Origin of the sequence: Variovorax sp. OV084, assembly GCF_900111625.1 — a bacterium.
In the GTDB taxonomy this organism is placed as follows: Bacteria; Pseudomonadota; Gammaproteobacteria; order Burkholderiales; family Burkholderiaceae_C; genus Variovorax.
Genome location: NZ_FOII01000002.1, coordinates 316,859 through 342,352, shown reverse-complemented (window position 1 = coordinate 342,352; position 25,494 = coordinate 316,859). Strand labels below are relative to the sequence as shown.

The following is a 25,494-nucleotide window of genomic DNA, read 5'->3' as shown; positions in this document are numbered from 1 at the left end:
GCCCTACAGCGCCGCCGTCACGATGATCTCGACGCGCAGGTCGGGCGCTGCCAGCCTGGCCTCGCAGGTGGCCCGTGTGGGCATGGCATCGGCGGGAATCCACTCTGCCCAGGCGGCGTTCAGGCCGGCGAAATCTCGGTCGATGTCCTGCAGCCAGATCTGCACCGACAACAGGCGCGACTTGTTCGTGCCGACGCTCGCAAGGTAGCCGTCGATCTTGGCGAGGATGTCCGCGGCCTGCGCCTGGGCGTCGCCGCTGCGGTCGTTCGCGGTGACGCCTGCGACGTAGACCACCGAGTTGTGCACGACGATGCGGGAAAGGCGTGCGTTGGAGTCGTAGCGCTGGATGTCGCTCATGATGGTTGTCCTTGCTGGAGTGGTTGAAAAGTTGCGGCCGCTCGACGCGCGAAGCGGTCGACGGCAAAGGCTTCGATGGGCAGCGTGCTGCGGCCTTCGGTCACGAGCTCGGCAACGATCTGCCCGCCGATCGGCCCGAGCTCGAAGCCGTGCGCAGAAAAGCCGAAGGCATGCACGAGGTTCGGCGCCGCGCGGCTCGGGCCGATCACGGGAATACCGTCGGGCATGAAGGCCTCGACGCCGGCCCAGGCGCGGTTGACGCCCAGCGGCTTCAGGTGCGGGAACAAGTCGGTCACCGTGCGCGCGCTGCGGGCGAGCTTCGGCATGTCGACGATGCCATGCCGCGCGTCGAGGTCCGCGGTGCAGCGCAGCCCACCGCCGATCAGCACCGTGCCGTTCGCGAACTGCTTGAAGGACAGCGGCCGGCCGGTCGCGCCGAGCACCGGCGTGACGAAGGGCGGTGCACGGTGCGTGATCATGAGCATCAGCCCGCCCCCTTCGACCGGCACCGGGTCACCGGCCTGCGCGGCCAGCGTGCCGGCCCAGGCACCGGCGGCGTTGACCAGATGGGTGGCATCGAAGCTGCCACGCGTGGTTGCCACGTGCCAGCGGCCGGCGCGATGGTCGATGCGTTCGACGCGCGTCTCCTCGTGCACTTCTGCGCCGGCGCGCTGGGATGCCAGCCGGAATGCGGTGACGGCGCGGTACGGCAAGGCATGGCCGTCATCGCGCACCCAGATGCCGCCGACGACGTGCGGCGCAATGGCGGGCACGAGTTCGCGCACCTGTTTGGCGTCGACGAGTTCTTCATGGCCGAAGCCAAGCGAATGCAGACGCGCAACGGTGTCGCGCAGCGTCTGCAGTTCCTCATCGGTCTCGGCAACCTTCAATTGGCCGCTGGGCGCAAAACCCGCGTCATCGCCGACGAGTTCGGCCAGCCGGTGCCACATTGTTCGCGACGCCAGCGCGAGCGGAATCTCGGCGACGTGGCGCCCGAGCGTTCGCACGCCGCCCGCATTCACGCCGGAAGCATGGCGGCCACAGAACTCGGCTTCGAGCACGATGACCGCCAGCCCGCGCTGCGCAAGATGCAACGCGCTCGACAGGCCGTGCAGGCCGCCGCCAACGACGATCACATCCGCCGATCGCTTCATTCCGCGCCCGCGAGCTCGCCCAGCGAGATCGGCTTGATCGGCGGCCGGATGCGGTAGTAGCCCACTTCGGCCGGCGTCACGCCGCGCGCGTCCGCGATCAGCTCGGTCACGGTCAGGCCGCACTGGCGCCCCTGGCACGGGCCCATGCCGCAACGCCCGAAGGCCTTCGCCTGGTTCGGTCCGTCGCAGCCGAGCGCCACGAAATGCCGGATGGCGCCGGCAGCGACTTCCTCGCAGCGGCACACGATCACGTCGTCTGCCGGAATGCGGTTGGCCTTCTTGGGCCGGTACAGCGCATCGAGGAAGGGGCGGATGCGCAGGTGCTCGCGCAGCGCCGCGCGAAGCGGCTCGGCAAGCTTGTCGCGCTCCGCGGTGGTGATCCGGCCGAGCCCGTGCATCGCGCCGAGCGCCGCAAGCTCGCCCTGCTGCGCCGCCGCCAGCGCACCACCGATGCCGAGGCCGTCGCCGGCGACGTGGATGCCGGGCACGTCGAGTGCACCCCAGGCATCCGCCTCGGGCCGCCAGCACAGTTGTGCATCGTCCCACGTGTGTCTGGCCCGCAGCGACCAGGTGAATTGCGTGTTCGGCACCACGCCGTGGTGCAACAGAAGGGTCGAGGTTTCGATGCGATGCGCCTTGCCGCCGGCCGTGAAGCGCAGCGCCTCCACGCCGTCATCGCCTTCCGCTGCGAGGTTCTCGGCACCGGTGTGGAAGGGCACACCGGCGCGCTTCAGCACACGCATGAGCGACAGCCCTTTCTTCAGGTAGCGCCAGCCGGCCAGCGCGCCGCCGAGGTGCGAGAGCGCGCGGCGGTAGTCTTCCATCGACGTCGTGTCGACCAGCGCGCGAATTGGCACGCCCGCGCGCACGTACTGCCAGCCGAGCAGGTAGAGCAGCGGTCCGCAGCCCGCGAGCACGACGGGCTCGGCCGGCACCACGTCGGCGCTCTTCAGCAGGATTTGCGCAGCGCCAGCGGTGAGCACGCCCGGCAGCGTCCAGCCCGGGATCGGGAACGGACGCTCCATGGCGCCCGAGCAGAGCACGACGCGTCCGGCCTGCAGCGTTGAGGTCGCGCCGTCGCGCAGGTAATGCACAGCGCCGTCGGGCGTCACCTGCCAGACGGCGGCGTTGGTCAGGTGCCGGGCGCCGCTTGCAGCGAAGGCATCGGCGAGCGAGCGGCCGGCGGCGTAGTCCGGCCCGAGCAGGTCGACCCGGCGCGCCGGCGCGTCGGTGATGGCGCGATAGATCTGCCCGCCCGCACCGCGTTGCTCGTCGAGCACGACGACGCTGGCGCCGAGCCGCGCGGCAACGATGGCGGCCGACATGCCGGCCGGTCCGGCGCCAACGATGGCGATGTCGCAACGTTCATTCGACATGCGCGGCCTCTTCGGCTATCACGGCATCAGCGCCGTCGAAGGAACGCAGGCCGGCCTGCGTCTTTACCTGCATGCCTTCGGCCACCGCGACGAGGCAGCTCTGCCGGTTGGGCTGGCCGTCGATATCGACCAGGCAATCGAAGCACGCGCCCATCATGCAGTAGGGCGCGCGCGGCGCCCCGCTCACGGGCGTGGTGCGGAAGGTAGAGACACCGTTGGCGAGCAGGGCCGCGGCCACGCTGCAACCGGCCGGAGCCTGCAGGCCACGGCCATCGAAAAACAGGTTGACCATCGGCTCGCCGCGCGGCGAAGCATCGGCCGGAACCAGGGAGCGAAAGCGGACGTTAGTGGGCATGTTGGAAGGTCTCGTTGCCGTTGAGGAAGCGGTCACCGCTGAAAGATTCGATGCCGGCCGGTGCGCCGTCCCCGGCGCTGCCGGCGATCCACGGCGCGATGGAGAACGCATGGTTGGCGGCCAGCGTCACGCCGCTGTGACAGGTCACGACGAATGCGCCAGGGCACTGCGTCGATGCTTGGTAGATCGGAAAGCCGTCGGGCGTCATCACCCGCAGCGCGCCCCATGCGCGCACCAGCCGCAGGCTCTCCAGCACCGGAAAGCTGCGCACGCCGCGACGCGCGATGGTGCTCAGTACGTCGGCGGTCGTGCCGTCGTCGAGGCCGACGTCCTCGAGCGAATCGCCGAGCTGGATCGTGCCTTCGTCCGTCTGGCGCACGTAGGTGGTCGGATGGTCGAGAAAGCGGGCGACGCGTTCGCCGACCAGCACCTGGCCCCGGTTGGGTTGCACTGGCGCAAAGAGGCCGACCTGCGGCGCCAGCTCGCGGTTGCCGAGGCCGGCCGCGAGCACCACGCGCGGCGCGTGCCATATGGCCGTGCCGGCCTCGATCTCGAAGCCGCCGGCCTGCGGCGTGATCCGCATCGCCCGGCTGCCCTGCGCGAAGCGCACGCCGTGATGGCGGCAGGCCGCGTGCAGCGCCCGCAGCAGCTTCAGCGGATTGGCGTGGCCATCCATCCGCGTATAGCTCGCGCCGGCGACCGCGGGCCCGATGCCGGGCAGCCGTGCCTTGAGCGATGCGTGGTCCAGCATTTCGAAGGAGTAGTTGCCGTCGAGCGCGTCGCTGATGCTGCGCATGCGCGCTTCGCGTGCCTGCATCTCCTCGTCGGAAAAGCAGAAATGAAAGCCGCCGGGCTGGCGCAGCTGCACGTCGATGCCGGTGTCGGTATTCAGTGCCTCGGCGAGCTGCGGCCATTGCGCGGCCGACCTCATCGTCCAGCGCGCATACGGCGTCATGCCGAAGCCCTTGCCCTGGACCCATACGAGTCCGAAGTTGCCGCGCGACGCACGAAAGGCATCGTCGCCCTCGTCGAGGACGGTCACGCGAGTGCCGTTGCGCGCCGCGCCGTAGGCCAGCGCGGTGCCGACCAGGCCGCCGCCGACGACGATCAAATCACTTGTGTTCATGGAATGCAGAAAAAGAAATGCCCGGATGCGAGCAGATGGGCAGAGGCGGGCAGGGCGCGCTCAGCCCTTGCCGATCAGCACGCGGTCGAGACCGACGAGGCGGTCGAGCAGCACCATCAGCACCACCGTGCCGGCGATGAGCACGGTCGATACCGACGCCACCAGCGGGTCGATGGTCTGCGCGATCTGGTTGTACATGGCGACCGGCAGAGTCGTGGTGCCCGGCGTGGCGACGAACACGGTCATGGTGAGCTCGTCGAAGCTCTGGATGAAGGCGAGCATCCAGCCGCCGACCACGCCCGGCAGGATCAGCGGCAGCACGATGCGGCGGAACGCGGTCATGCGGTTCGCGCCGAGCGAGAGCGCGGCCTTCTCTGCATCGCGATCGAGGCCCGTGGCCGAGGCCAGCACCAGCCGCAGTGCGTAGGGCATGACCACCACCACGTGCGTCAGCGCGAGCCACGCGAACGACCCCGACACGCCCACCGTGGTGAAGAAGCGCAGGAACGCCACGCCCAGCACCACATGCGGAATCATCAGCGGCGACATGAAGAAGGCCGCGAGCACGCCGCGCCCCGGAAAGCGGTAGCGCACCAGCGCCAGCGCGGCCGGCACTGCCAGCACCACGGCGACGGTCGCGCTCGCAAGGCCGAGCCAGAGCGAGATCCAGAACGCGTTGACCAGCTCGGTGGCGCCGCCGATGGCGCGGAACCAGCGCAGCGAGAAGCCGTCGGTCGGCAGCGAGATGTAGCCCTTGCCTGTGAACGACACCAGCACCACCACGACCAGCGGCGCCAGGATGAAGGCGATGAAGATCGCGTGGTAGACGAGGGAGAGCAGTCCGTTCTTGCGCATGTCGTGCCTCTTTTTCTCAGCCTTCGAAGACCTGTGCGTAGCGCCGCTCGAGCCAGCGGTTGAAGCCGGCGATGACGATGACGTTGGCCACCAGGAGCAGGATCGCGATCGACGCGCCCAGCGGCCAGTTCAGCGTGCTCAGGAACTCGTCGTACGCGGCCGTGGCCACCACCTTGAGCCGGCGCCCGCCAAGAATGGCCGGCGTGGCGAAGGCCGAGGCCGCCAGCGCGAACACGATGATCCCGCCCGACAGGATGCCTGGCAGGATCTGCGGCAGGATGACCCGGCGAAACACCGTGAAAGGCGCCGCGCCGAAGGAGAGCCCCGCGTTCTCGACCTGCGGATCGAGCTTCTGCAGCGAGGCCCACACCGAGATCACCATGAACGGCATCAGCACGTGCGTGAGCGCGATGACCACCCCGGTCATCGTGAACAGCAGGCGTACCGGTTCGTCCGTGAGGCCGAGCGCCCGCAGGCCCGCATTGATGAGCCCGTTGTTGCCCATGAGGATGGCCCAGCCCAGCGTGCGGACCACGACCGAGACCAGCAGCGGGCCAAGAATGACGATCAGGAAGATGCCGCGCCACGGCGCCTTCATGCGCGACAGGATGATGGTTTCCGGGACGCCGAACAGCACCGACAGCAGCGTGACCGCGAGCGCCAGGCCGGCCGTGCGCAGGAAGATCTCGTAGTAGTACGGGTCCGAGAAAACTTCGAAGTAGTTGCGCGCGGTGAAATCCGGCAGCACACCGCGCGTGCCGTCGAACGAATGGAATGACAACACCGCGGTGAGCGCGAGCGGAATCACCAGCAGCCCGAGAAACAGCAGCAGCGCGGGCGCGCTGAGGAACCAGGGCGCAGAACCCGCGCGCGGCCCGGAGGCTGCCTCAGCCATTCGCGGCCTCCGTGTCGAGCAGGCGCAGGTCGTCGTCCAGCCAGTGCAGCGCGACGGCTTCGCCTTCGGCCGGTGGCACCGCGCCGATGTTGGGATGGCTTACGCGCATCGGCCCGAGCGCGCTGTCGACCTCGACCAGCCAGTGGTTGCCCAGGAAGAGCCTCGTGCGGATGGTGGCCGGAATGCCGTTCGCGGCCGAGGCCGGCGCAAGCTTCACCTTCTCGGGCCGAACATAGACGTTGACCTCGCGCGCAAGCGGCTTTTCCTGGTGCGGCACGTGCAGCAGCGAATCGCCGACACGCACTTCGCAGCAGCGCATGTTGCGGGCTTCGACGACACCTTTCAGCACGTTCGTCTTGCCGAGGAAGGACGAGGCGAATGCGGATTCGGGTCGCTCGTACGCCTCGTAGGGCGTGGCGAGCTGCACGATGCGCCCGCCGTGCATGACCGCGATGCGGTCGCTCATGGTCATGGCCTCGACCTGGTCGTGCGTGACCAGGATCGTGGTGATGCCAAGGTGCCGCTGGATGCCGCGCAGCTCGACGTGCATGTCCTCGCGCAGCTTCGCGTCGAGGTTCGACATCGGCTCGTCGAGCAGCAGCACCTCGGGGCGCACCGCCAGCGCACGGGCGATGGCAACGCGTTGCCGCTGGCCGCCCGAGAGTTCCTTTGGATAGCGCTTGCCCAGGCCCGGCAGCCGCACGAGCTCGAGCGTCTCGTCGATGCGTTTCAACTTCTCGGCGCCCCGCATGCCGCGCATCTCGAGGCCGAAGCCGATGTTGTCGGCCACGGTCATGTGCGGAAACAGCGCATAGCTCTGGAACACTACACCCATGCCGCGCTTCTCCGGCCGCATGGCCGTGATGTCGGCGCCGTTCAGGCGGATGCGTCCGCGCGTCGGCTCGACGAAGCCCGCCACCATCTGCAGGGTGGTGGTCTTGCCGCAGCCCGAGGGGCCGAGCAGCGAGATGAACTCGCCGCGCTCGACGTCCAGGCTCAGGCTCTCCACGGCGCGGAAGTCGCCGAAGGTCTTGCCGAGTTGATCGAGTTGAAGGAAGGTCATGCTTGCTCAGCGTTCGACGGTGCGGTTCCAGCGGTTGGTCCACTCGGCGCGCTTCTCGTTGACCAGCGTCCAGTCGGTGGGCAGCAGCTTGTCCATCTGTTCCTTGCCGTACGGCACCTTGGCCGCCACTGCCGGTGCCAGCTTGGTGGTCGAGTTGGCCGGGCCCCAGCCCTGCGTGTCGGCGAGGATGGCTTGCACTTCAGGCGTCAGCAGGTAGTTGACGAAGGCCTGCGAGAGCGCCGGGGCGGTGTTCTGCGCCACCGGGCAGGCAGCTATCAGCAGGGCCGGCGCGCCTTCCTTCGGAATCACGAATTGCACCGGGAAGCCCGTGTCCTTCAGCGCCTGCACGCGGCCGCTGCCCCACACGGCCAGCATGATGTCGTTGTTCTGGAACAGCTCGGTCATCTTGCCCGGCGACGGTTCCCACGCCAGCACGTTGGGCCCGACTTCGCGCGCCATTGCCGTGAAACCCGGGTCGATGTTCTTGTCGCCGCCCTTGCGCAGCTTGGCGAAGGTCAGCAGCGTCTGCAGGCCGTAGGTGTTGCTGATCGGCGGGATCGCGACCTTCTGCTTGAAGCGCTTGTCGGTGAGCACCTCCCACGAATCCGGCGGAGGCAGGTTCGCCTTCTTGAAGGCTTCGGTGTTGTAGGCGATGCCGGCGGCGACGATGCCCACGCCGACTGCGCTGTCGGTCATGCGTGCGACGGAGTACAGGTCTTTCAGCACCGGCTGGTTGCCCAGCTTGTCGCAGAAGCCGAACTGCACGGCCTGGTACATCGGGCCGTCGTCGAGCAGCACGACGTTGAGTTCCTGCTTGCCCTTTTGTGCCTGCAGCTTGGCCAGTGTGTCGGTCGAGTTGCCCGACACGTAGACGATCCTGGCGTTGTGCTTAGCCTCGAACGCGGGGATCAGCTTCTCCTTGAAGGCCTTCTCGGTCGAGCCGCCGTAGGAGCCGACGTAGAGCGTGGTCGGCTGCTGGGCTGACGCGATGGTTGCTGCGGCAAGGGCGCAGAAGGCCAGCACGGTGGACAGCGCCGCATTCACGGCCGCGGAAACGGGACGAAGCATCATGGGATTTCCTTTGTTGCGCACCAAAAAGTCCGGGTTTTCCCTATCGTGATGCGTTTCTCTTATGGTGCACCAGAATGGGTTCCGCAGTTCGTTTCACTCGAAGAACGCAGATTAACGATGCGTTTGTTCGCTGAACAATCGTTTTTTTTCAGAAGGCCATAACATTCATGTATGGAGTGCCCGACATGAAGATTCGTCAATTGGAGGCCTTTCGCGCCGTGATGCTGTGGCAAACCGTGACACGCGCGGCCGAGTCGCTGCACGTGTCGCAGCCTGCCGTCACGCGGCTGATTGCCGACCTGGAGGAAAGCGTGGGCTTCCCGCTTTTCCTGCGTGTGCGGGGGCGCCTGCAACCCACCGCGGAGGCCGAGGCGCTGAACGAGGAGGTCGAGCGCTCGCTGCTCGGCATGGAGCGCATTGCGCGAACCGCCGAGGAGATCCGGTCGCTGCAGCGCGGCGCGCTGCGCATTGCCGCCGCGCCGGCATTGGCGCTGTCTTTCCTGCCGCGCGCAATTGCGGGCTTCCTGGCCGAGCACAACGACATCCGGGTGTCGCTCGCCAACCATTCCTCGCGCACGGTGGTGGACCTGGTGGTGGGCGAGCGCTGCGACGTCGGATTCGTCATCCTGCCGGTAAGCCATTCGAGCACGCACGGTGAGCGGCTGATCGCGACCCGGATGGTCTGCGTGATGCGCAGCGATCACCGGCTCGCGAAGAAAAAGGTGATCCGTCCTCCGGACCTGGCTGGCGAGCACTTCGTCTCGCATCCGCATGTGATCGAATCGCGGCTGCATGTTGACGCGCTCTTCGCGTCCTACGGCATCGAGCGCAAGCTGCAGGTCGAGACACAGGTGTCGGCCGGCGTTTGCGCCATGGTGGCTGCCGGCCTCGGCGTGTCGCTGGTGGACCCGATCACCGCGCTGGAGCACGCCGGCCAGGGCCTGAGCTTCCTGCCCTTCGAGCCGGAAATGGTGACGGATTTTTCCGTGCTCACGCCGGTGCGGCGGAGCTCGTCATTGCTGGTGAGCGCCTTCGTCGATCACGTGCGCAAGTTCGCCGTGGCGCAACTCGACCCGAGATTCGTCAGCCCCTGATTTACGTTCCGGATTCGGGCAGCGCAGCCTCCACAGCCAGCGCCACCGCCGCGAGCCGTGCGTCGTCGCCGCGCACCGAGGCCAGCATCAGCCCCACCGGCAGTTTGCCCGGCGCATGGCAGGGCAGGCTGAAGGCGCAGCCGTCGAGCAGGTTGATCGCGAAGGTGTTGCGCAGCAGTAGGCCGTTGGCCTTGAAGAAGGCGGCGTCTTCCGCCAGCGCCGCAATGGGCGGCGCGACGATCGGCACGGTCGGGCACACGAGGGCGTCGAAGCCTTCGATGGCCTGTTCGACGCGGCCGATCCAGTCGCGCCGGCGGTCCTGCATGGCGATGTAGTCGGCGGCGCGCACTTCGGTGCCGAGCGCAATGCGGGCGGCCACGCGCGAATCGAAGCCGCTGCGCTTTGCGGCGAAGCGCTCGCGGTGCACCGCAGAGGCCTCGACCGGCGAGAAGCCGCCGGGCGCGTTGACGGTCGCGATCTCGGCGAGTTCGGCCAGCGTGATGTCCACGATCTGCGCGCCAGCGGCCGATAGGGCCTGCAGCGCGCGGTCGAAGGCGTGCGCCACTGCGGGCTCGATATCGTCGAACATCATCGTCCGCGGCACGGCAAGGCGCATGCCCTGCAGCGGGCGGCGGCGCACCGCGAGCGGTGCATCGGCAATGGCCGCATCGGCGATCAGGCAGTCTTCCACGCTGCGGGCCATGGCGCAGACCGTGTCGAGCGAGCGCGCCAGTTCGAAGGCGCCGGTGCGCGGCACGCGCGACTGGGTGCTCTTGAAGCCCACGAGCCCGCACAGCGCGGCAGGAATGCGGATGGAGCCGCCCGTGTCCGAGCCCAGCCCCGCGACAGCGAGGCCGAGCGCCACCGACACCGCAGCGCCCGACGACGAACCACCCGGGATGCGCGCCGTGGCTTCGTCGGCCGGGTTGTGCGGCGTGCCGTGGTGCGGGTTGATGCCCACGCCCGAGAACGCGAACTCGGTCATGTTGGTCTTGCCGACGATGGCGGCGCCTTGCGTGCGCAGCCGCGTCACGGCGACTGCGTCGCGCGTGGCCGGCGGCTCGCCTGCGCAGACGGCGGAGCCGGCCATGGTGGTCTCGCCGGCCACGTCGTAGAGGTCCTTGACCGACACGGGCAGGCCGGCGAGCGGGCCGAGTTCGATGCCGGCCTTGCGCGCCGCATCGGCGTGCCGGGCTGTAGCGAGCGCGGCATCGGCGTAGAGCCGCGTGAAGACGTGCTCGGCAGCGGGTTGCGTGGCCGCTTCGAGCACCTGTTCGATCAGTGCCTCGTGCGACAGCTCGCCGCGCGCGATGCGTTCGCGCAGGGCTGCGATGGTGAAGACGTCTTTCATCACGCCACCACCGGCAGCGCTTCCACCGCATAGCGATGCACGATGCGGCGCTGCAGCTTCGGGTCGTGCAGTTCGATTTCCATCTGCCCGGCGGGGCGGATGCCTTCGCCCTTCGCGTTGGGCAGTGCGCCCAGCGTGCCGCAGGTCATGAACAGCCCCTCGGGTGCGCTGCCGGCGCCGGGCATGCCGTCGCGCAGCGCGGCCAGCGGCCGGATCGATGCGAGCGTGCCGCGCTGGTAGTCGGTCCAGCGGCCATCCTCGAAGATGCGCGAGCGCAGTTCGAGTGAGTCCTGGTGCGCCTGCACGTCGCGCCAGCGCCATGCGGTCTCGGCCACGGGCTTGGCGCACATCTGCTTCGAAACGGCCACCGAATAGCTCTCGACATGCCGGTCGGTGTGATCAGAGGCCACGCTCAGCCACCACTCGCCCTGCGAGAAGAAGAACACGGGCTCGGCCTCGCCGGAGCTCTGGTCGCCCAGCGCCTCGATGGCCGGCGATTGCGTCAGCAGCTGGGCCGCCACGCGGTAGTACAGCGGCACGCTCGAAGGGCGCGGCACGCCGAGCTCCACCAGTTCTTCGATGTGGTGCTCGATGGCAGCGATGTCGCGGCCGGTCCAGCCCGCCACCACCAGCGCACGGGGCGCGATGCTGTGCAGGGCGGTAGAGCGGGTGCCGTCGTCGGCAATGCTCTCGCAGGCGAAGCGCAGGGGGGAGTGCAGAGGGGAATGCATGCTCGTCGTCATCAGTTCTCCAGTGGGCGCTTGGCGGTTTCGCGGGCCACCACGAGGGCGATCAGCGTCAGGCCCAGTGCGGCCACCACGTACAACGACACGGCCACCGTGGTGCCCCACGACTTGAACAGGCTCGCGATGATCAGCGGCGCGAAGCCACCGCCCACGATGCCGGCCAGCGTGTAGGCCAGCGAGGCGCCCGCATAGCGCACGCGGCCGGGGAACTGCTCGGTCACGAAGGCGGCCTGCGGGCCGTACATCATTGCGTGGATCAAGAGGCCAACCACCACCGCCGCGCAGATGGCGACCAGTTGCGCGCTGTCCATCAGCACGAAGAACACGAAGGCCCACACCATGCCCAGCAGCGCGCCGGCAATGTAGACCGGCCGGCGGCCGATGCGGTCAGACAGGCTGCCGAACCACGGCACTGCAATCGCGTTGCAGGCCGCGCCGATCATCGTGGCGGTGAGCGCCAGCGGCCGCGACAGGTGCAGCACCGTCGTCACGTAGGTCAGCGTGAACACCACCACCAGCGCGTACAGCACGTCGGAGCCGATGCGCGAGCCGCCGGCCACCAGCAGGCTGCGCCAGTGCTGGGTGAACACTTCCTTGATGGGGGTCTTGGCGGTGGCCTTCTTCTCTTCCATCTCGCGGAACACGGGAGTCTCGTCAACACCGCGGCGCAGCCACAGGCCGAACAGCACCAGCGCGACGCTGGAGATCAGCGGCAGGCGCCAGCCCCAGGCCTGGAACTCTTCCGGGCTCAGCCAGGCCGACACGATGGCGATGAAGCCGGTGCCGATCAGCGTGCCGCACGACGGGCCGACCTGCGTGAACGAGGCGTTGCGGCCGCGCTCGTCGGGCTTGCCGTGTTCCATCGACAGCAGCACCGCGCCGGCCCATTCGCCGCCGAGCGCCACGCCCTGCACGAAGCGCAGCGCAACCAGTGCCACCGGCGCCCAGATGCCCCAGGTCGCATAGGTGGGCAGCAGGCCCATCAGGCCAGTGGACACACCCATGATGACCAGCGTGGCCACCAGCACGAAGCGCCGGCCCAGCCGGTCGCCGAGGTGGCCGAACACCATGCCGCCCAGCGGACGCGAGATGTAGCCGACCGCATAGGTCGAGAACGCGAGGATGGTGCCGGTGAGCGGGTCGAACGACGGGAAGAACACCGCGTTGAAGACCAGCGCGGCCATGATGTTGTAGACGGTGAAGTCGTACCACTCCAGCGTGGTGCCGATGGAGCTGGCCATGGCCAGGCGGCCCATCTTGGCGGACCCGGGCGCGGGCGGCGTGGCTGCGGTGGCCGCAGCGGGGAGAACATGTTCGGTCATCGGAATACCTTTGTTCAGGGAGGAGATGGAAGTCGGGTCAGCCCAGCTCGGCCGCGCTCAGCTTCCAGCCGAGAGCGAGCAGCCAGCCTGTGGTGGGGTCGGCATCGAAGGCGCCGGCGGCCGTGGCACGTGCGGTGCGTGCGGCAGCGGCGCTGCTGGTTTCGATCACCAGCATCGGCTGCAGCACGCGGCCTTCGGTGGATTCGCGCGGCAGCGGCGTGCTGAGCGCGGTGTCGGGCACGAGCAGGTACGACTGCACGAAGCCTGCCTGCTCTTTCTTCAGCTGAAGGCCGGTGCGCTCTGCGCTTTGCACCAGCGCTTCAGCGTCGGCGGCCACCGGCAGGGGCAGCACGACCACGTGGCTGCCGCTGCCGAAACCCGTGACGGCGCGCACGGCGCAGACGCGGCGTACTGGCTGGCGCATGCGGTCGAGGTTGGCGATGGACCACGGCGTCTGCTTCTCGAAAGCGGCGCGGTAGCCGGGCGAACCGAACACCGCCAGCGATTCGGTGCGGTACAGCCCGAGGTACTTGCGGCCGCCTTCGAGCGAGAAGTAGCGCGCGCCCGAGAGAAAGCCGGGGATGCGCACGCGCTCTTCCACGTGCTCCTGGTCGTACCAGCGGTTGAAGTCGGCATCGTCGGCCGGCTCGACATCGGAAGCGACGAACAGCAGGCCGTTCGCGTTCGCTGCGGGGAAAGAAAGGTCAGGTGTGTTCATGGCGGCGGAAGAGCAGGCGGGCCTTCGAAAAATGAAGGCGCGATCTTCCGTCGCGGGGTCGAACTGTCACAAACGAGTTTTTCTGGGCTACAGCCACAAGAATTACTGGCCCCTTTTCGGGGCCGAAATGCGCTGTTTTGAGGGTTAACCCTCTGCCGATGCGCTCCAGGTTGGTGCGATTGCCGACGTGGTGAACTGGTCGGAAGCGCGGCACGCCAGCTCGGCCACGAGCCGGATGGCGTCGGAGTCTGCGGCTTCGAGGTGGCTCACCACGATGCGCTGCGGCGAGATGAGCGCGTCGCACTCGATGATCCGCACGTCGCCGATGGCCACGTATTCATAGCAGGGCGGCAGCGGCACCAGCGCGTTGCCGAAGCCCGCCTTCACCAGCCGCGCCAATGCAGAGATCGAGCTCACGCAGTGCACCTTGCCCAGCGGAATGCCGGCCGCGCGGAACAGGTTCTTCAGCGCCTCGTGCGGCTGCGAGCCGGGGCTCATCGTGAGCACGGGCTGGCGCAGCAACTGCTCGACCGTCTGCATGGGCTCGGCGCCGGGCGGCCCGACCCAGCCCATGGGCATCGGCAGGCAGGGCGTGCTCACGATGCCCGCGCCGGCGATGTGATCGGTCTGCAGCGCGATGTCGAGCGCGCCTTCGCGCAGGCCTCGGTGCAGGGCCAGCGTGGTCTCGGAGGTCAGCTGCACCTCGATGCCCGGGTAGGTGGAGCGCAGGTTGGTGAGAAAGCCCAGCAGCCAGGTATGGACGACGGTCTCGATGGCGCCGATGCGAACCAGGCCGAGGATGTCTTCGCGCGGACGGCCGAGCGAGACGATCTCGCGGCGCAACTCGAGCAGGCGCTCGCCGTAGTCCATCAGCCGCACGCCGACCGGTGTGAGCCGCAGCTCGCGCGCATCGCGTTCGAACAGGCGCGCGCCGATGTCTTCTTCGAGGGAGGCGACGCGGTTGGACACCGCCGCCTGCGTGATGTGGAGCCGGTCGCTCGCCGCGCGGAAGCTGCCGAGCCGTGCGGCCCAGAGAAAGGCTTCTACAAATCGTGTATTCATGGGGGCACCTGCAGGCATTTTGCCGGTGTTCGTGCCCCCGGGGCGCCTCAGCCGCCCATCGAATAGAAGAACTCTTCGCGCACGATGGCCCCGTCCTTGACGGTGTAGAGGCCTGCTTCTTCCATCTGGAAGCGCTGGCCCGTGGGCTTCATGGTCACGTCGAAATCGAAGCCGACGATGAAGCGGTCGTCATGCGGCCAGGGGCCAGTGATCTTGAACGAATGCACTTCGTGGTTGTCGCTCCACCACTTGCCCTTGGCCTCGATGGCTGCCAGGCCGACGGCTTCGCGCTGCTGGCCGGGCGGGGCGCCCGCCTCGACGCTCACCGCGTCATCGGCGTAGAGCGATTTCGCGTCCTCGAACTTTCCTTCTCTGCACAGCGCGACGAGCTTGTTCGCGATTTCGAGCGTGGTCATGGTTGTCTCCTGGGGAAGGGGCGGGTGGGAAAGCAGTTTAGGCCGATGGGCGCGTCAGAGGGCGTTCAACACTGCCTGTGTCGCGGTCAGCCGGGGTTCAGTGACGGCGTCAGCAGAAAACAATCGCCGTCTTGTGCGCAATGCTCAGCCGCGCCGATTCATACAGCAGCAGCCAAGACACGTATTCCCGGTACAGGCCGCCGTCTTCCTCGATCAGCGCGTCGATGCGTTCCGCTTCCTCGTCCGAGAGCTTGCCGTTGTCGAGGTGGATGCCCAGGGCCGGAGCCACGAACACGAGTTCTTCGAGCAGGCGGTAGGACGAGCCGAGCATGCCGCCGGGGAGGCCGGCTTCCTCTTCCTCCTCGTCTTCGTCGTCCTCGTCATCCTCTTCGCAGCTGTCATCCCCGTCGAACAGCACATCCTTGAAATCGATGGGAACGTAGAAGCCTTCCGCATCCGAGTGGCACAGCAGGTGGCTTGCCGAGCCGTCGAGCAGCGCCTGGATCTTCGGGTCGGCCGTGGGGTCGACGTCGTCCGGCAGCGGCGTCGCTACCCAGTCGGGCGAGAGCAGTCGGTGGGCGTAGGCGCGGCGCAGGTAGTGGATGAAGGAATACGGGAAGCCGTCGATCGAAGCGCGCGAGTCGAGCTCCATCGGCTCGCGTGGCTCCGTGTGCTGGGGAAGCCCCGCGGCGGCCAGCACGCGGTTGGCTTCGGCCAGTTCTTCCTCGAAGCCCTCGGCGCTTTCGGGATCGTCTTCGAGCAATTCGGCGAGCATGCCGACACAGACAGCCAGACCCATGATCTTTCCTCCAGGTTGTTGGTTCGCCGCGATGGTGACGACCGCCGGTGAAGAAGCGATGACCGCTAAATTGTTACTTCGCCGCCTCCACCTTCACCCGTGCATTCGGCGCCTCGCCGAACATCTCCGGCGCGTACATCGCCTCGACGCGGCTTGGCGGCAGCGCGAAGTCGCCGACGTTGTTCAGGCGCACGGTGTATTCCATCTTCACCACGCCCTTGGGCAGGTACTCGTAGTAGCTGCGGAAGGCCTCGAAGCTGCGTTCCTCGAAGGCGGCCCAGCCGGCGCCCGACTTCTTCTCGCCCTGGGTGGCGATCTGCGAGTCGCGGCCGAGGCCGCCGCCGAGGATGGTGGCACCACCAGGAATCGGGTCGCTGATGACGACCCAGGTCATGTCGGCGCTGGCGTTCACCTCCAGCGTCACGCGCAGCACGTCGCCGCGCGTGTACTTGCCGGCGGTGGCCTGCTCGACCGGCGTGATGGTCTTCTTGATGGCGTAGCCGGCCGCGAACGGCGCCTTCAGCTGCACGGCGGCAATCGACTGCAGCGTTAGCCACGGCTTGCCGGTGCCTTGCTGCGTTACCAGCAGGGTGTCGCGCACCGGTGCGCCCGACGGCGATGCTGCCCACGGCAGGAACATCGTGTTGTTCTTCAGGTTGCCCGGCGATGCGGGCGCGCCGAAGAAGGTGGTCTGGTTCGGTGCACCGGCCGGGTCGCTGGTCTTCACGCGTTCGACCTGGCTCCAGTTGACCTGGGCCTTCACTGCACCGAGCGTGGCGGCAGTGACGCCGGCCACCGGCGTGCTTTCGAACACCTTGCTGAACTTCTCCAGCGCCAGCCCGCCCCACAGGTTGGCGGTGGTGGTGTGCCATGCGCCGTTCTGCTGACGGCCGATGAAGCCGTTGGCGAGCTTGCCGATGTCGTCCTTCCAGCTCGGGTCGTCCATCACGCTGAGCAGCAGGCGGGCGGTGTTGACGTCGCCGTTGGTCATCAGCCACCACCAGTAGTCGTCCTGCTCGGTGCTGAAGATCAGCTTGGTGCCCTGGTATGAGAGGCGGGCCTTCAGCACGTTGTTGGCTTCGTCCAGGCGCTGCTGGCGCTGCGGCACGTCGTTCACGCGCTTGAGGATGTTGAGCCAGTCGATCACCGCGCTGGTGGGCCACTGGTTCGGCGCGATGGTGATGCTGCCGAGCATGCTGCCCTTGGCCTTGCCGTAGCGCGAGAGCGCTTCGAGCGCGGCGAGCTTGCGCACGTCGAGGTCCTTGCGCGGGCTCCAGAACTCGCGCGTGATGCGGCCTTCGACGAAGGCGATCAGGCCCGACTCCATCGGTGCGCGCACGTCGTCGGCCAGCGCGAAGGCCGGGTTGAGCTGCGCGGCCTCGTTCGTCGCCGCGAGCAGGTACGACGTGAGGATGTCGCTGCCGCGGTTGGCCTCGCCGTCGCGCGGCGGGAAGTAGTTGGCCAGGCCGTCGCTGTCGAGGTACGTCGGCAGCTGGGCCAGCACGCCCTGCCACATCTTCGCGTCGCGCAGGCCGACCGATTTGCTGGTCTTCTGTTCGAGGCAGATGAAGGGGTAGTTCGCGAACCAGTCGCGCACGCCTGGCAGGCCTTCGGCCAGCTTGGGCTGCAGAGACAGCTTGAGGCCGCCGCGGCCGGGGAGGGCGTCGGCGGGCGGTGCCACGTCGAGCGTGAACGGCCCATCGACCTGCACCAGCGTGGCCTGCTGCACCGTGAGCGGCACCGAAGGCACGATGCGCTGGCGCACCTTGAGCGCATCTCTCGCACCTTGCGCGCCGCTGATGATGTCTTTCGCCTCGATCTCCCACAGGATGGCTTCGGCGCGCGTCTGCGCGAGCTGCGCGGGCGCGGTCACGGTCCATGCCACTTCACGCGCCTCGCCGGCCGGAATGTCCACGGTCTGCGGCTCCAGCGTGAGCAGGGTGGCGCGCGGCGTGGCCTCGACCTTCATCGGCTTCTGCGTGGTGTTGCGCAGCGTGATCTGCGCGCGGAACTGGTCGTCCTCGCGCACCAGCGGCGGCAGGCCGCTGATGATCTGCAGATCCTGCGTGGCCTGGATGCTGGCCTGGCCGGTGCCGAACAGGCTGGTGCCCGAATCGGCCACCGCCACGATCTTGAAGGTGGTGAGCGCGTCGTTCAGCGGCACCGTCACCACGGCCTGGCCGTTGGCATCGAGCACCACTTTCGGGTTCCACACCAGCAGGGTGTCGAGCAGTTCGCGCGTCTGGCCCTTGCCGCCGCCACCGCCCGCGGGCACGGCCTTGCGCCCGTAGTGGCGCCGGCCGACGATTTCCATCTGCGCGGTGGAGGTGCTCACGCCCCAGCTGCGTCGCTGCAGCATGGCGTTGAGCAGGTTCCAGCTGTCGTTGGGCATCAGCTCCAGCAGGGCCTGGTCGACCGCGGCCAGCGCCACTTCGGCACCTGCCGCCGGCTTGCCGTCGGGCAGCTTCGCGCTGATGGTGACCTGCGCCTTGCTGCGGATCGGGTAGCTGGGCTTGTCGCTGGTGACGGTCACGTCGAGCTGGTGGGCGCGCGTGCCGACGCGGATCTCGGCCATGCCGAGGCGGTAGGCCGGCTTGCTCAGGTCGACCATGGCGGTCGGCGCCACGTATTCCTTGCCTTCGTACCAGAAGGCCGTCCACCACTCGCGCGGCGACTTGAAGCCCCAGGTGAAGAAGCTGTACCACGGCACTTCGCGCAGGCGGCCGCGCAGGGCGAGCACGCTCACGTAGGCATTCGGGCCCCACTCGGGCTTGACCTGCAGGGTGACGGTCGGGTCCTTGCCGTCGAGCTGCACCACGTGCGTTTCGATGATGCCTTCGCGTTCCACCGCGACCAGCGCGGTCGCGAAGCGGAAGGGGCTGCGCACCTGGAACTTGGCGACTTCGCCGGGCTGGTAGCTCTTCTTCTCGGGCAGCACGTCGATGCGGTCGTTGTCCTCGCCGCCGAACCAGAGCTCGCCCTGCTTCGTCACGTAGACGGAGCTCACGGCCTTGGCGTCGCGGCCGTCGCTGTCGGTGGCGCTGGCAATGAGTTCGACTTCGCCGGCTTCCTTCAGCTCCGACTCGCACAGCAGCAGGCCGCGTGCGTCGCTCTTGCCGCTGCAGACGGTGCCGATGTCCTTGGTCTCGGTCTTGTTGTCGTAGGTGTAGAAGCCGCCCACCATGCGCTTGCGGCTGGTGGTGGTGATGCGCGCCACGGCGCGCACGTTGAGCGTTACGTTGGCCTGGGGCTTGCCCGTGAGGTCGAGCGCGAGCGCCTGGAACTTCAGCTTCTGGGCGGTGGAAACCCAGCCCTCGGTCTTGATGCCGGCGATGACGGATGCGGGCCACAGCGTCTGCGTGCTGCGGATGGTCTGCACCTCGCCGTTCGGGTCGGCGTACGTGGCTTCGAGCAGCAGCTCGCGCGCGGCCTTGACCTTGGGCACCTTGTCGATGGTGACCTTGCCGCCGCCGTCCTTGTTCAGCGTGAGCGGCAGCTTGTCGGCGATCACGCGGGTGTCGTTCACGCTGTTGAGGTCTTCCTCGCCGGCGCTCGTGTCCGCGGCCGGTGTGGCGGCCTCGGTGCCGTCGCCCTGCGTGGCGCGCGGCGGGTTGAAGCTGAAGGCGTCGTAGTCGGAGAAGCTCAGGGCCTTGCCGCGCACCATGGCCGACACGCGCACCGGCAGGTTGGCGGCGCCGCCACCGGCAACGTAGTTGATCTGCACGTCGGTGGGCACGCTGGTGGCTGCCACCAGCGGCTTCTTCTCGGTGGGCGAGATGCGGCCTTCGAGCACGGGCAGGCGGAATTCCTCGACGCGGAACATGCCGGTGCTGAAGCTGCGGGCGTAGTCCTCGTCGCCGTCGGACTCGCCTTCTCCGTTGGCATCCTTGCCTTTGCCGGTGCGCAGCATCACCTCGTACACGCCGAGCTTGGCTGCCGGTGGAATGGGGAATGTGTTCTCCGCGCTCAGGCCGCCGGTGGCCGTCTTGCGCCAGTTCAGCGGCTGCGTGAAGCGCTGGCCGCTGCCCGTGTGGGTAATGACGAGGGTGTCGGGCCGGTTCTCCGGCAGGCCGAAGCCCTTGCTGGTCTGCGTGCGGATCAGGCTCTTCATCGACACCGTTTCGCCGGCGCGCAGCAGCGTGCGATCGAAGATGGTGTGGGCGACGCGATCGGGTTCGGCCTGCAGGTTGGTCGGCACGTTGAAGCGCCAGGGCTCGATGCCGCGCTGCCAGTCGCTCCAGGTGAAGGCGAGGTCTTCGACGCCCTTGTCGTCCTTGGCGCGGGCGCTGACGAACCAGGCGCCCGTTTCGTATTCGTTCGGGCCGTTGCACGACGGCGGCTGCGGCGACACGCCGTTCAGCATGACGATGCCGTTCGCATCGGTGGTGCCGCTGGCCACGGCCTTGCCGTCGCAGCCGGACACGCGCACTTCGGCGCCGGCCACGACCTTGCCCTTGTCGAGCGTGGTCACCCAGGCCATCGAGTTCTCGCGGCCCAGCTTGAAGTGCACGGCCAGGTTGGTGGCCAGCGCGGTGGTGCGCACGTACATCGTGCGGCCGGCGTTGTAGCGCTCATCGAGCAGCGCCTCGCCGAGTTTCTGCGAGGCGATTTCCAGCACGTGGAAGCCGGGAGTCAGCGGAATGCCGATGACTTCGAAGGGGCGCGGATCGCCGGCGTCCGACTTGGGCATGTCGAGCGCCTTCACGCCCGACTGGCCCGCCAGCAGCGACAGCATGCGCGTTTGCAGCGTGGTGCGGTCGTCCTTGTCGATGACCGGCGGCAGCGGGCCCTTCACGTCCTTTCGGGCTTGCTCGCGCGAGATGGTGAAGCTGTCGTAGCGGCGCACCTTGCGGAACCACGCGATGATTTCCGCGTCGGTCTTCGGGTTCATGTCGCTCACCTTGCCGGGCGTGAGGGCGTTCACCATCAGCTTCGGCTCCACGCGGCGCACGGTGACCGGCATCATGGCCGGGGTGTCGGGCTCGGCCAGTCGCTCGACCACGCCGAAGGGCGAGGCGGCGAACTTGGCCAGCGGCGGCATCATGCCGGTCGCCACCTTCAGCGGGAAGGTGCCGGGCGAAGCCAGCGGGCGGCCCGAGGCGTCCTCGAACTTGGAGGGCAGCTCGATGCTGTATTGAGTGCTCTCGGCCAGCGGCGGCTCGAAGCTCACGCCGTTGACCACGTCATCGTCGCTCTGCGTGCCGCCCTCGTTCTCGAGCTTGGCCTTGATGGTCTTGTCGCCCTTGAGCTGGATCTGCGCGGCCAGCTTGCGCGTGACCGGTGCATTGAACGTCAGCTGCATCGGGCGCAGCGGCAGGCAGGCGGCCTGCGCGTTCTCGCGCTCGCAGGTGAACGAGACGGCGAAGGGCTCGCGCACCTGGAAGTCGAGGCGGCGTTCCACGTTGTTGGGCACGCCGGAAGGCGTGGCCACGCCCTTGCCGTAGACGACCTGCACCTTGGCGCCGGGCGTCAGCGTGCGGTTGCACTGCATGGTGACGAAGCGCAGCGGGTCTTTCTCGGCCGCCTTGTCGCGGCCGAAGGCCTTGAGCAGGCCTGCGCGCTGCTCGCCGTCGAGCAGCTTGACGGGAATGCGCTCGCCCACGCCGTCGGCGGCGCACCAGATGTTCTGGCGCACGCTGTCGAGCGTGGCCGCGCCGTTGAGCTCGAGCACGAACATCTGCTGTTCGTCGATGCGGCTGTAGCTGCCCGGCATGTAGTTGCGCACGAAGGGGCCGCCGGTGTTGAACTGGTAGCGCTCGGGGCCGGTCAGCTCGCCGCTGGCGGGCTTGAAGGTGGGAATGCGGGTGACCGTGCAGCGCACGCCGGGCGGCAGGTCGTTCTCGAAGTCGTAGACCCAGGCCTTGGCGTCGGTCCAGCGGCCCGTGCCCTTGGCGGCCTGCGCGTCGGTGCAGCTCACCGTGAGCGGGGCGGGGGCCTTGGGGTCGCCGAAGTTGACGGCGGCCTGGTCGAACTTGGCAACGACCTGGCGTACGCGCGCGACCTCGCCCTGGGGCGTGAGGCTGGTGATCTGGAGGGCAAAGCCCGGGCCGGCCATGAGGACGCCGCCGGCCAGGAGCAATGTTGGAAGGAAACGGTTCACTTTTTTGTATCTCCACCTTGAGGCAGCGCGCAGCGTAGCCGATTTGCGCGACGCTTCGGCAGTGCCAACAGTCATAGGCCGTCGGCGCTGTCCGGAGGTGCGCTCACTACGACGGTGTCATTCGCGCGCACCCCGGAACGTCTTTACACCGGCCTTCTTACAATCAGCCGCTGTCGTGCGTGCGCCGCGCGGACCGCCACCAAGACCTCGCCGCCGACCGATGAAACGCTACTGGGAAATAGACGCCTTGCGCGGGCTGATGCTCGTGCTGATGACCGTCACCCACCTTCCCACCCGGCTGACCGATCCGCTGGGCCAGCCTTTCGGGTTCGTTTCGGCGGCAGAGGGCTTCGTGCTGTTGTCGGCCTTCGTGGCCGGGCTGGTGTACAGCCGCATCGGCTATCTGCGCGGGGTCGATTCGATGCGCCAGGCCTTCTGGCGGCGCGTGCTGAAGGTCTACCTGTGCCAGGCGGCGATCCTGCTGTTCCTGTTCACGGTGATCGCGGCGGTGGGGCTGCACATCGACCAGCCGGCCGTGAAGAACCTGGTGTCTTACTACCTGGCGGAGCCGCGTGAGGGCTTCCTGTTCGGGCTGCTGCTCATCTACGAGCCGGCGCTGCTCGACATCCTGCCGATGTACATCTTTTTCATGCTTTTGAGCCCCTGGGTGCTGGCCTTCGCCATGCGCCATGGCTGGACCTGGGTGATGGTGGCAAGCGCGACCGTGTGGGCGGCGGCGCAGTTCGGGCTCAGCGAATGGGTCTACGGGCTGGCAGAGCGCTACCTGGGTGTGCCGGTGCCGTTCCACGAGATGGGCGCGTTCAACACCTACGCCTGGCAGTTCCTGTGGTTCGCGGGGCTGTGCATCGGCGCCACCCGCAACGGGCCGGAAGCCCGGCCGCTGCGCTTTCCGGCGTGGCTGCTGGTGCTGGCGGCGGGCATCGCGCTGTACGGCGTCTATTGGCGCCACACCGGCATCAACGGGCAGGCGCCGTTCGGCGGCGACGTGGAGCTGAACCTGCTGTTCGACAAATGGCAGCTCGGGCCGCTGCGGCTGGTGAACCTGGTGGCGCTGGGCATCCTGGCGGTGCGCTTCGGGCCCTGGCTGATGCGGCGCATTCCGCGGCTACGCTGGCTGGAGGCGATGGGCTCGGCCTCGCTGCCGGTGTTCTGCGCGCACCTGGTGGCGGTGCTGCTGGTGCTGGCCTTCTACGGCGACAGCCAGACGGCGCGGCCATGGTGGGGCGACGGCCTGCTGCTGCTGGCGGTGTTCTCGGGGATGTACTTCGTGGCGCGTTTCACGCGTGGGGCGGACGTGCCGCCGCCGGCGGACGACGTGCCGTCGGAGCCCGCGCCGGCCTGAGCGCCCAGGTTCAGGGCAGGCTGGCCGTCGGCGGCGCGGGCGGAACAGGCAGGTGCGGCGCGATCACCGAGTGCCAGAGCCGGTAGCCCTCGTCCGTCATGTGCAGCCTGTCGCCCCGGAACAGCTCCATGCGCGGGCGGCCATCCGCGCCGAGCATCGGCGTGTAGATATCGATGAACTCACTGTTGGGCAGCAGGTTCAGGTAGGCCGAGATCACGTGATTGGTCTCGCGGATCTGCGGCATCAACTGCTCGCGCGAGGGGCTGGGCTTGACCGAGATGAAGCTGATGCGCGCATCCGGCAGCTCGGCGCGCACCGCGTTGGCAAAGCGCGCGAAGCTGTCGAGCACCTGCAGCGGCGTGCGGCCCTCGGCCAGGTCGTTGTCGCCCGCATAGACCATCACCTGCCGGGGCTTGTAGCGCACCACGAGGTCGCGCGCGAAGAGGCTGCAGTCTTGCAGCGTCGAGCCGCCGAAGCCGCGGTTGATCACGCCGCCGGGCACGCGCGCGAAATCTTGCTGCAGGCGGGTCCACATGCGCACCGTGGAACTGCCGACGAACACCACGCCGCCGGGCGCGGGAAAGCGTTCCTGGTCGGCGCGCGCAAAAGCCGCGAGCTCGTTGTGCCAGCGGTCCTTGGCGGCCAGGTAGTCGCGCGCGGCCGCGGCCTCGGCAGCGGCCGTCTCGGATTCCTGGGGGAAGAAGCTGGACTGGGCGTGCGCTGTGAGCGCTGCGGCGAGCAGGGCGATCGCGGCCAGCGCGGTTTTCATCGAATGCATCGGAAGAACGGAAGAAGGGCGGGGAGCGAGCGGTAGGCGGATTTTCCATCACGACGCCCAAGGGGCCGTGATCGTTGACAGCCGGGTCTCGCCTAGATGGTTTTCTCGATGAGCGCGCCCTTGAACAGGACCGGTCCTTTCGGCCCGCTGCCCGGCGGGACGCCGCCCTTGGCTTCGAGCGTGATGGCCAGCGCAGGCACGGCATGCACGTCGGACTCCGATGCCGCGAGGCGCAGGCCCGGGGCGTTGTCGAGCACACCCAGCGATCGCGGCGCGCCGCCCGGCGGCAGGGCCCAGAGCTGCAGCGACTTGTCGTTGCCTTCATTGAAGCCGCCCACGCGCTGAAGCACCAGCTGCTTTTTCTTGGGGTCGAAGGTCACGAGCATCGAGGCTGCGTCCTTGTCGTCGCTCAGCACGGCCACGTACTGCACCGCCGGGGCGTTGTGCAGCTGGTCGCGCAGGTTCAGGCCGACCGCCACGGCCAGCACCGTGGCCAGCGCGCCGGCGGCGGTGGCGCCGCGCCACAGCGTGAGGCTGCGCAGCCAGCCGCCTTGGCGCGGCTCGCTGTCGGCCTTGGCATTGGCGGCATCGCGTTGCCGTTCGATGGCGAGTGCCGACTGCTCGGCGTCGATCATGTTGCGGATGCGGGTCCACACGGCCGGGTCGGGCGCGACCGAGGTTTGCAGCTCGGTCATGCCCGCGAGCCGGCCTTGCCAGACCAGCGCGGCGGCGCGCACCGGCGCCTGTTCGCGGGCCAGGGCTTCGAAGCGGCGTCGGGCGCCGCCGCGCAGCGTGCCGAGCGCATGGCTCGCGGCCAGCAGTTCGAGCAGTTCGGGGTGGGCGATGAGGTTCATTGGGAGGCTGCCTTGTTCATCGTCGCTCTCACGCAAAGCGCCCCATGCAGACGCGCAGCTTTTCCAGCCCGCGCCGGATCCACGTCTTGACCGTGCCGAGCGGCAGCTTCAGTTGCTCGGCCAGCTCGCCGTGGCTCATGTCGCGCAGGTAGGCCAGGCTGACCACCTCGCGCTGGCGGCCCTCTAGCTGGCTCAGGCACTGGTGCAGCGCCCAGGCCTGCTCGCTCGCATCGGCGGTGTCGGCCGGGTTGGGCGCGTCCGATTCGAGCTGGTCGGCCATGAGCTCGTCGAATTCCTGGGTCAGCTGGGCGCGGTCGGCGGTGCGGCGGCGCAGCAGGTCGAGCGCCCGGCTGCGCACGATCAGCCCGAGCCACGCCAGCGGCGGGCTGAGCGAGGCGCGATAGTCGCCAGCGACTCGCCAGACAGTCAGGAAGGCCTCCTGGAGCACGTCCTCGGCCCATTCGCGCTGCCGCACGACGCGCATCGCCAGGCCCATCAGCCTGGGCGAGGTGCGGTCGTAGAGCTGGCGCAGGGCGGCTTCGTCGCGATGGCCGATGCGGTCGATCAGCGCCATCAGTTCGGCGTCGGGGCTGGGAGCTGGCATCCGCGGATTGTGGGGCATCGATGCACATGCCAGAT

The 25,494-nt window shown here is 68.2% G+C and carries 22 protein-coding genes; 2 read left to right on the top strand and 20 right to left on the bottom strand.

Features of this window, described 5'->3' with window-relative positions; all coding sequences use genetic code 11:
• Positions 1-3: 3 nt before the first annotated feature.
• The 9 genes from BMW87_RS07900 to BMW87_RS07860 are packed head-to-tail and all read right to left on the bottom strand — an operon-like array spanning position 4 to position 8,252.
• Complete coding sequence (locus tag BMW87_RS07900; protein ID WP_093049240.1) at positions 4-357, bottom strand: RidA family protein; 354 nt, start codon at positions 355-357, stop codon at positions 4-6.
• Complete coding sequence (locus tag BMW87_RS07895) at positions 354-1,511, bottom strand: NAD(P)/FAD-dependent oxidoreductase (protein ID WP_093049242.1); 1,158 nt, start codon at positions 1,509-1,511, stop codon at positions 354-356. Before BMW87_RS07895 ends, BMW87_RS07900 begins: the two co-directional genes overlap by 4 nt.
• Positions 1,508-2,887 (bottom strand): NAD(P)/FAD-dependent oxidoreductase, encoded by a 1,380-nt coding sequence (locus BMW87_RS07890; RefSeq protein WP_093075651.1) that lies wholly within the window; start codon positions 2,885-2,887, stop codon positions 1,508-1,510. Before BMW87_RS07890 ends, BMW87_RS07895 begins: the two co-directional genes overlap by 4 nt.
• Positions 2,877-3,242 (bottom strand): (2Fe-2S)-binding protein, encoded by a 366-nt coding sequence (locus BMW87_RS07885; protein ID WP_093075650.1) that lies wholly within the window; start codon positions 3,240-3,242, stop codon positions 2,877-2,879. The genes BMW87_RS07890 and BMW87_RS07885 overlap by 11 nt, the downstream gene beginning before the upstream one ends.
• Positions 3,232-4,368 carry an NAD(P)/FAD-dependent oxidoreductase gene (locus tag BMW87_RS07880; RefSeq protein ID WP_093075648.1) on the bottom strand — a complete coding sequence of 379 codons (1,137 nt, stop codon included), beginning with the start codon at positions 4,366-4,368 and terminating at the stop codon, positions 3,232-3,234. The genes BMW87_RS07885 and BMW87_RS07880 overlap by 11 nt, the downstream gene beginning before the upstream one ends.
• 60 nt (positions 4,369-4,428) lie before the next feature.
• Positions 4,429-5,223, bottom strand: a complete 795-nt coding sequence (locus BMW87_RS07875; RefSeq protein ID WP_093049254.1) for an ABC transporter permease — start codon at positions 5,221-5,223, stop codon at positions 4,429-4,431.
• 16 nt (positions 5,224-5,239) lie between these two features.
• A complete protein-coding gene (locus BMW87_RS07870; RefSeq protein ID WP_093049256.1) occupies positions 5,240-6,118 on the bottom strand; it encodes an ABC transporter permease in 879 nt (292 codons plus the stop codon).
• Positions 6,111-7,181: an ABC transporter ATP-binding protein gene (locus BMW87_RS07865; protein WP_093075647.1), complete on the bottom strand. Its 1,071-nt coding sequence runs from the start codon at positions 7,179-7,181 to the stop codon at positions 6,111-6,113. The genes BMW87_RS07870 and BMW87_RS07865 overlap by 8 nt, the downstream gene beginning before the upstream one ends.
• 6 nt (positions 7,182-7,187) lie before the next feature.
• Entirely contained in the window at positions 7,188-8,252 is a 1,065-nt protein-coding gene (locus tag BMW87_RS07860) for an ABC transporter substrate-binding protein (protein ID WP_371258798.1), read from the bottom strand.
• Positions 8,253-8,437: 185 nt separating this feature from the next.
• Between BMW87_RS07860 and BMW87_RS07855 the strand changes: the two genes are divergently transcribed.
• Complete coding sequence (locus tag BMW87_RS07855; RefSeq protein ID WP_093075645.1) at positions 8,438-9,346, top strand: LysR substrate-binding domain-containing protein; 909 nt, start codon at positions 8,438-8,440, stop codon at positions 9,344-9,346.
• 1 nt (position 9,347) lies between these two features.
• Here BMW87_RS07855 and BMW87_RS07850 read toward each other — a convergent pair whose 3' ends face one another.
• The 8 genes from BMW87_RS07850 to BMW87_RS07815 form a co-directional block, all read right to left on the bottom strand.
• Complete coding sequence (locus BMW87_RS07850) at positions 9,348-10,697, bottom strand: amidase (protein WP_093075644.1); 1,350 nt, start codon at positions 10,695-10,697, stop codon at positions 9,348-9,350.
• On the bottom strand, positions 10,697-11,440 hold the full coding sequence (locus BMW87_RS07845) for a DUF2848 domain-containing protein (protein ID WP_093075642.1): 744 nt from the start codon (positions 11,438-11,440) through the stop codon (positions 10,697-10,699). The genes BMW87_RS07850 and BMW87_RS07845 overlap by 1 nt, the downstream gene beginning before the upstream one ends.
• Positions 11,440-12,765: an MFS transporter gene (locus BMW87_RS07840; protein ID WP_177192748.1), complete on the bottom strand. Its 1,326-nt coding sequence runs from the start codon at positions 12,763-12,765 to the stop codon at positions 11,440-11,442. The genes BMW87_RS07845 and BMW87_RS07840 overlap by 1 nt, the downstream gene beginning before the upstream one ends.
• Before the next feature lie 37 nt (positions 12,766-12,802).
• Positions 12,803-13,483, bottom strand: a complete 681-nt coding sequence (locus BMW87_RS07835) for a DUF4286 family protein (RefSeq protein WP_093075641.1) — start codon at positions 13,481-13,483, stop codon at positions 12,803-12,805.
• 144 nt (positions 13,484-13,627) lie between these two features.
• Entirely contained in the window at positions 13,628-14,545 is a 918-nt protein-coding gene (locus tag BMW87_RS07830; RefSeq protein WP_093049270.1) for a LysR family transcriptional regulator, read from the bottom strand.
• Positions 14,546-14,592: 47 nt separating this feature from the next.
• Positions 14,593-14,961 (bottom strand): nuclear transport factor 2 family protein, encoded by a 369-nt coding sequence (locus BMW87_RS07825; protein WP_093049273.1) that lies wholly within the window; start codon positions 14,959-14,961, stop codon positions 14,593-14,595.
• Between the two features lie 109 nt (positions 14,962-15,070).
• The gene (locus BMW87_RS07820) at positions 15,071-15,760 is read right to left on the bottom strand and encodes a hypothetical protein (RefSeq protein WP_093049279.1); all 690 of its coding nucleotides are present in this window, start codon (positions 15,758-15,760) and stop codon (positions 15,071-15,073) included.
• Between the two features lie 73 nt (positions 15,761-15,833).
• On the bottom strand, positions 15,834-21,815 hold the full coding sequence (locus tag BMW87_RS07815; RefSeq protein WP_371258802.1) for an alpha-2-macroglobulin family protein: 5,982 nt from the start codon (positions 21,813-21,815) through the stop codon (positions 15,834-15,836).
• A gap of 265 nt (positions 21,816-22,080) precedes the next feature.
• On the opposite strand from BMW87_RS07815, the gene opgC reads away from it, so the two are divergent.
• On the top strand, positions 22,081-23,223 hold the full coding sequence (gene opgC, locus BMW87_RS07810; RefSeq protein WP_093049285.1) for an OpgC domain-containing protein: 1,143 nt from the start codon (positions 22,081-22,083) through the stop codon (positions 23,221-23,223).
• Between the two features lie 10 nt (positions 23,224-23,233).
• Here opgC and BMW87_RS07805 read toward each other — a convergent pair whose 3' ends face one another.
• The 3 genes from BMW87_RS07805 to BMW87_RS07795 form a co-directional block, all read right to left on the bottom strand.
• Entirely contained in the window at positions 23,234-23,992 is a 759-nt protein-coding gene (locus tag BMW87_RS07805; protein WP_093050382.1) for an SGNH/GDSL hydrolase family protein, read from the bottom strand.
• A 101-nt stretch (positions 23,993-24,093) separates the two neighbouring features.
• A complete protein-coding gene (locus BMW87_RS07800; protein WP_093075638.1) occupies positions 24,094-24,855 on the bottom strand; it encodes an anti-sigma factor in 762 nt (253 codons plus the stop codon).
• Positions 24,856-24,883: 28 nt separating this feature from the next.
• Positions 24,884-25,459 carry an RNA polymerase sigma factor gene (locus BMW87_RS07795; protein WP_371127341.1) on the bottom strand — a complete coding sequence of 192 codons (576 nt, stop codon included), beginning with the start codon at positions 25,457-25,459 and terminating at the stop codon, positions 24,884-24,886.
• Between the last annotated feature and the right edge of the window lie 35 nt (positions 25,460-25,494).

Coding starts and splice junctions, on each gene's coding strand:
- BMW87_RS07900 (WP_093049240.1), bottom strand. CDS start 357: ATGAGCGACATCCAGCGCTACGACTCCAACGCACGCCTTTCCCGCATC.
- BMW87_RS07895 (WP_093049242.1), bottom strand. CDS start 1,511: ATGAAGCGATCGGCGGATGTGATCGTCGTTGGCGGCGGCCTGCACGGC.
- BMW87_RS07890 (WP_093075651.1), bottom strand. CDS start 2,887: ATGTCGAATGAACGTTGCGACATCGCCATCGTTGGCGCCGGACCGGCC.
- BMW87_RS07885 (WP_093075650.1), bottom strand. CDS start 3,242: ATGCCCACTAACGTCCGCTTTCGCTCCCTGGTTCCGGCCGATGCTTCG.
- BMW87_RS07880 (WP_093075648.1), bottom strand. CDS start 4,368: ATGAACACAAGTGATTTGATCGTCGTCGGCGGCGGCCTGGTCGGCACC.
- BMW87_RS07875 (WP_093049254.1), bottom strand. CDS start 5,223: ATGCGCAAGAACGGACTGCTCTCCCTCGTCTACCACGCGATCTTCATC.
- BMW87_RS07870 (WP_093049256.1), bottom strand. CDS start 6,118: ATGGCTGAGGCAGCCTCCGGGCCGCGCGCGGGTTCTGCGCCCTGGTTC.
- BMW87_RS07865 (WP_093075647.1), bottom strand. CDS start 7,181: ATGACCTTCCTTCAACTCGATCAACTCGGCAAGACCTTCGGCGACTTC.
- BMW87_RS07860 (WP_371258798.1), bottom strand. CDS start 8,252: ATGATGCTTCGTCCCGTTTCCGCGGCCGTGAATGCGGCGCTGTCCACC.
- BMW87_RS07855 (WP_093075645.1), top strand. CDS start 8,438: ATGAAGATTCGTCAATTGGAGGCCTTTCGCGCCGTGATGCTGTGGCAA.
- BMW87_RS07850 (WP_093075644.1), bottom strand. CDS start 10,697: ATGAAAGACGTCTTCACCATCGCAGCCCTGCGCGAACGCATCGCGCGC.
- BMW87_RS07845 (WP_093075642.1), bottom strand. CDS start 11,440: ATGACGACGAGCATGCATTCCCCTCTGCACTCCCCCCTGCGCTTCGCC.
- BMW87_RS07840 (WP_177192748.1), bottom strand. CDS start 12,765: ATGACCGAACATGTTCTCCCCGCTGCGGCCACCGCAGCCACGCCGCCC.
- BMW87_RS07835 (WP_093075641.1), bottom strand. CDS start 13,483: ATGAACACACCTGACCTTTCTTTCCCCGCAGCGAACGCGAACGGCCTG.
- BMW87_RS07830 (WP_093049270.1), bottom strand. CDS start 14,545: ATGAATACACGATTTGTAGAAGCCTTTCTCTGGGCCGCACGGCTCGGC.
- BMW87_RS07825 (WP_093049273.1), bottom strand. CDS start 14,961: ATGACCACGCTCGAAATCGCGAACAAGCTCGTCGCGCTGTGCAGAGAA.
- BMW87_RS07820 (WP_093049279.1), bottom strand. CDS start 15,760: ATGGGTCTGGCTGTCTGTGTCGGCATGCTCGCCGAATTGCTCGAAGAC.
- BMW87_RS07815 (WP_371258802.1), bottom strand. CDS start 21,815: ATGGCCGGCCCGGGCTTTGCCCTCCAGATCACCAGCCTCACGCCCCAG.
- opgC (WP_093049285.1), top strand. CDS start 22,081: ATGAAACGCTACTGGGAAATAGACGCCTTGCGCGGGCTGATGCTCGTG.
- BMW87_RS07805 (WP_093050382.1), bottom strand. CDS start 23,992: ATGAAAACCGCGCTGGCCGCGATCGCCCTGCTCGCCGCAGCGCTCACA.
- BMW87_RS07800 (WP_093075638.1), bottom strand. CDS start 24,855: ATGAACCTCATCGCCCACCCCGAACTGCTCGAACTGCTGGCCGCGAGC.
- BMW87_RS07795 (WP_371127341.1), bottom strand. CDS start 25,459: ATGCCAGCTCCCAGCCCCGACGCCGAACTGATGGCGCTGATCGACCGC.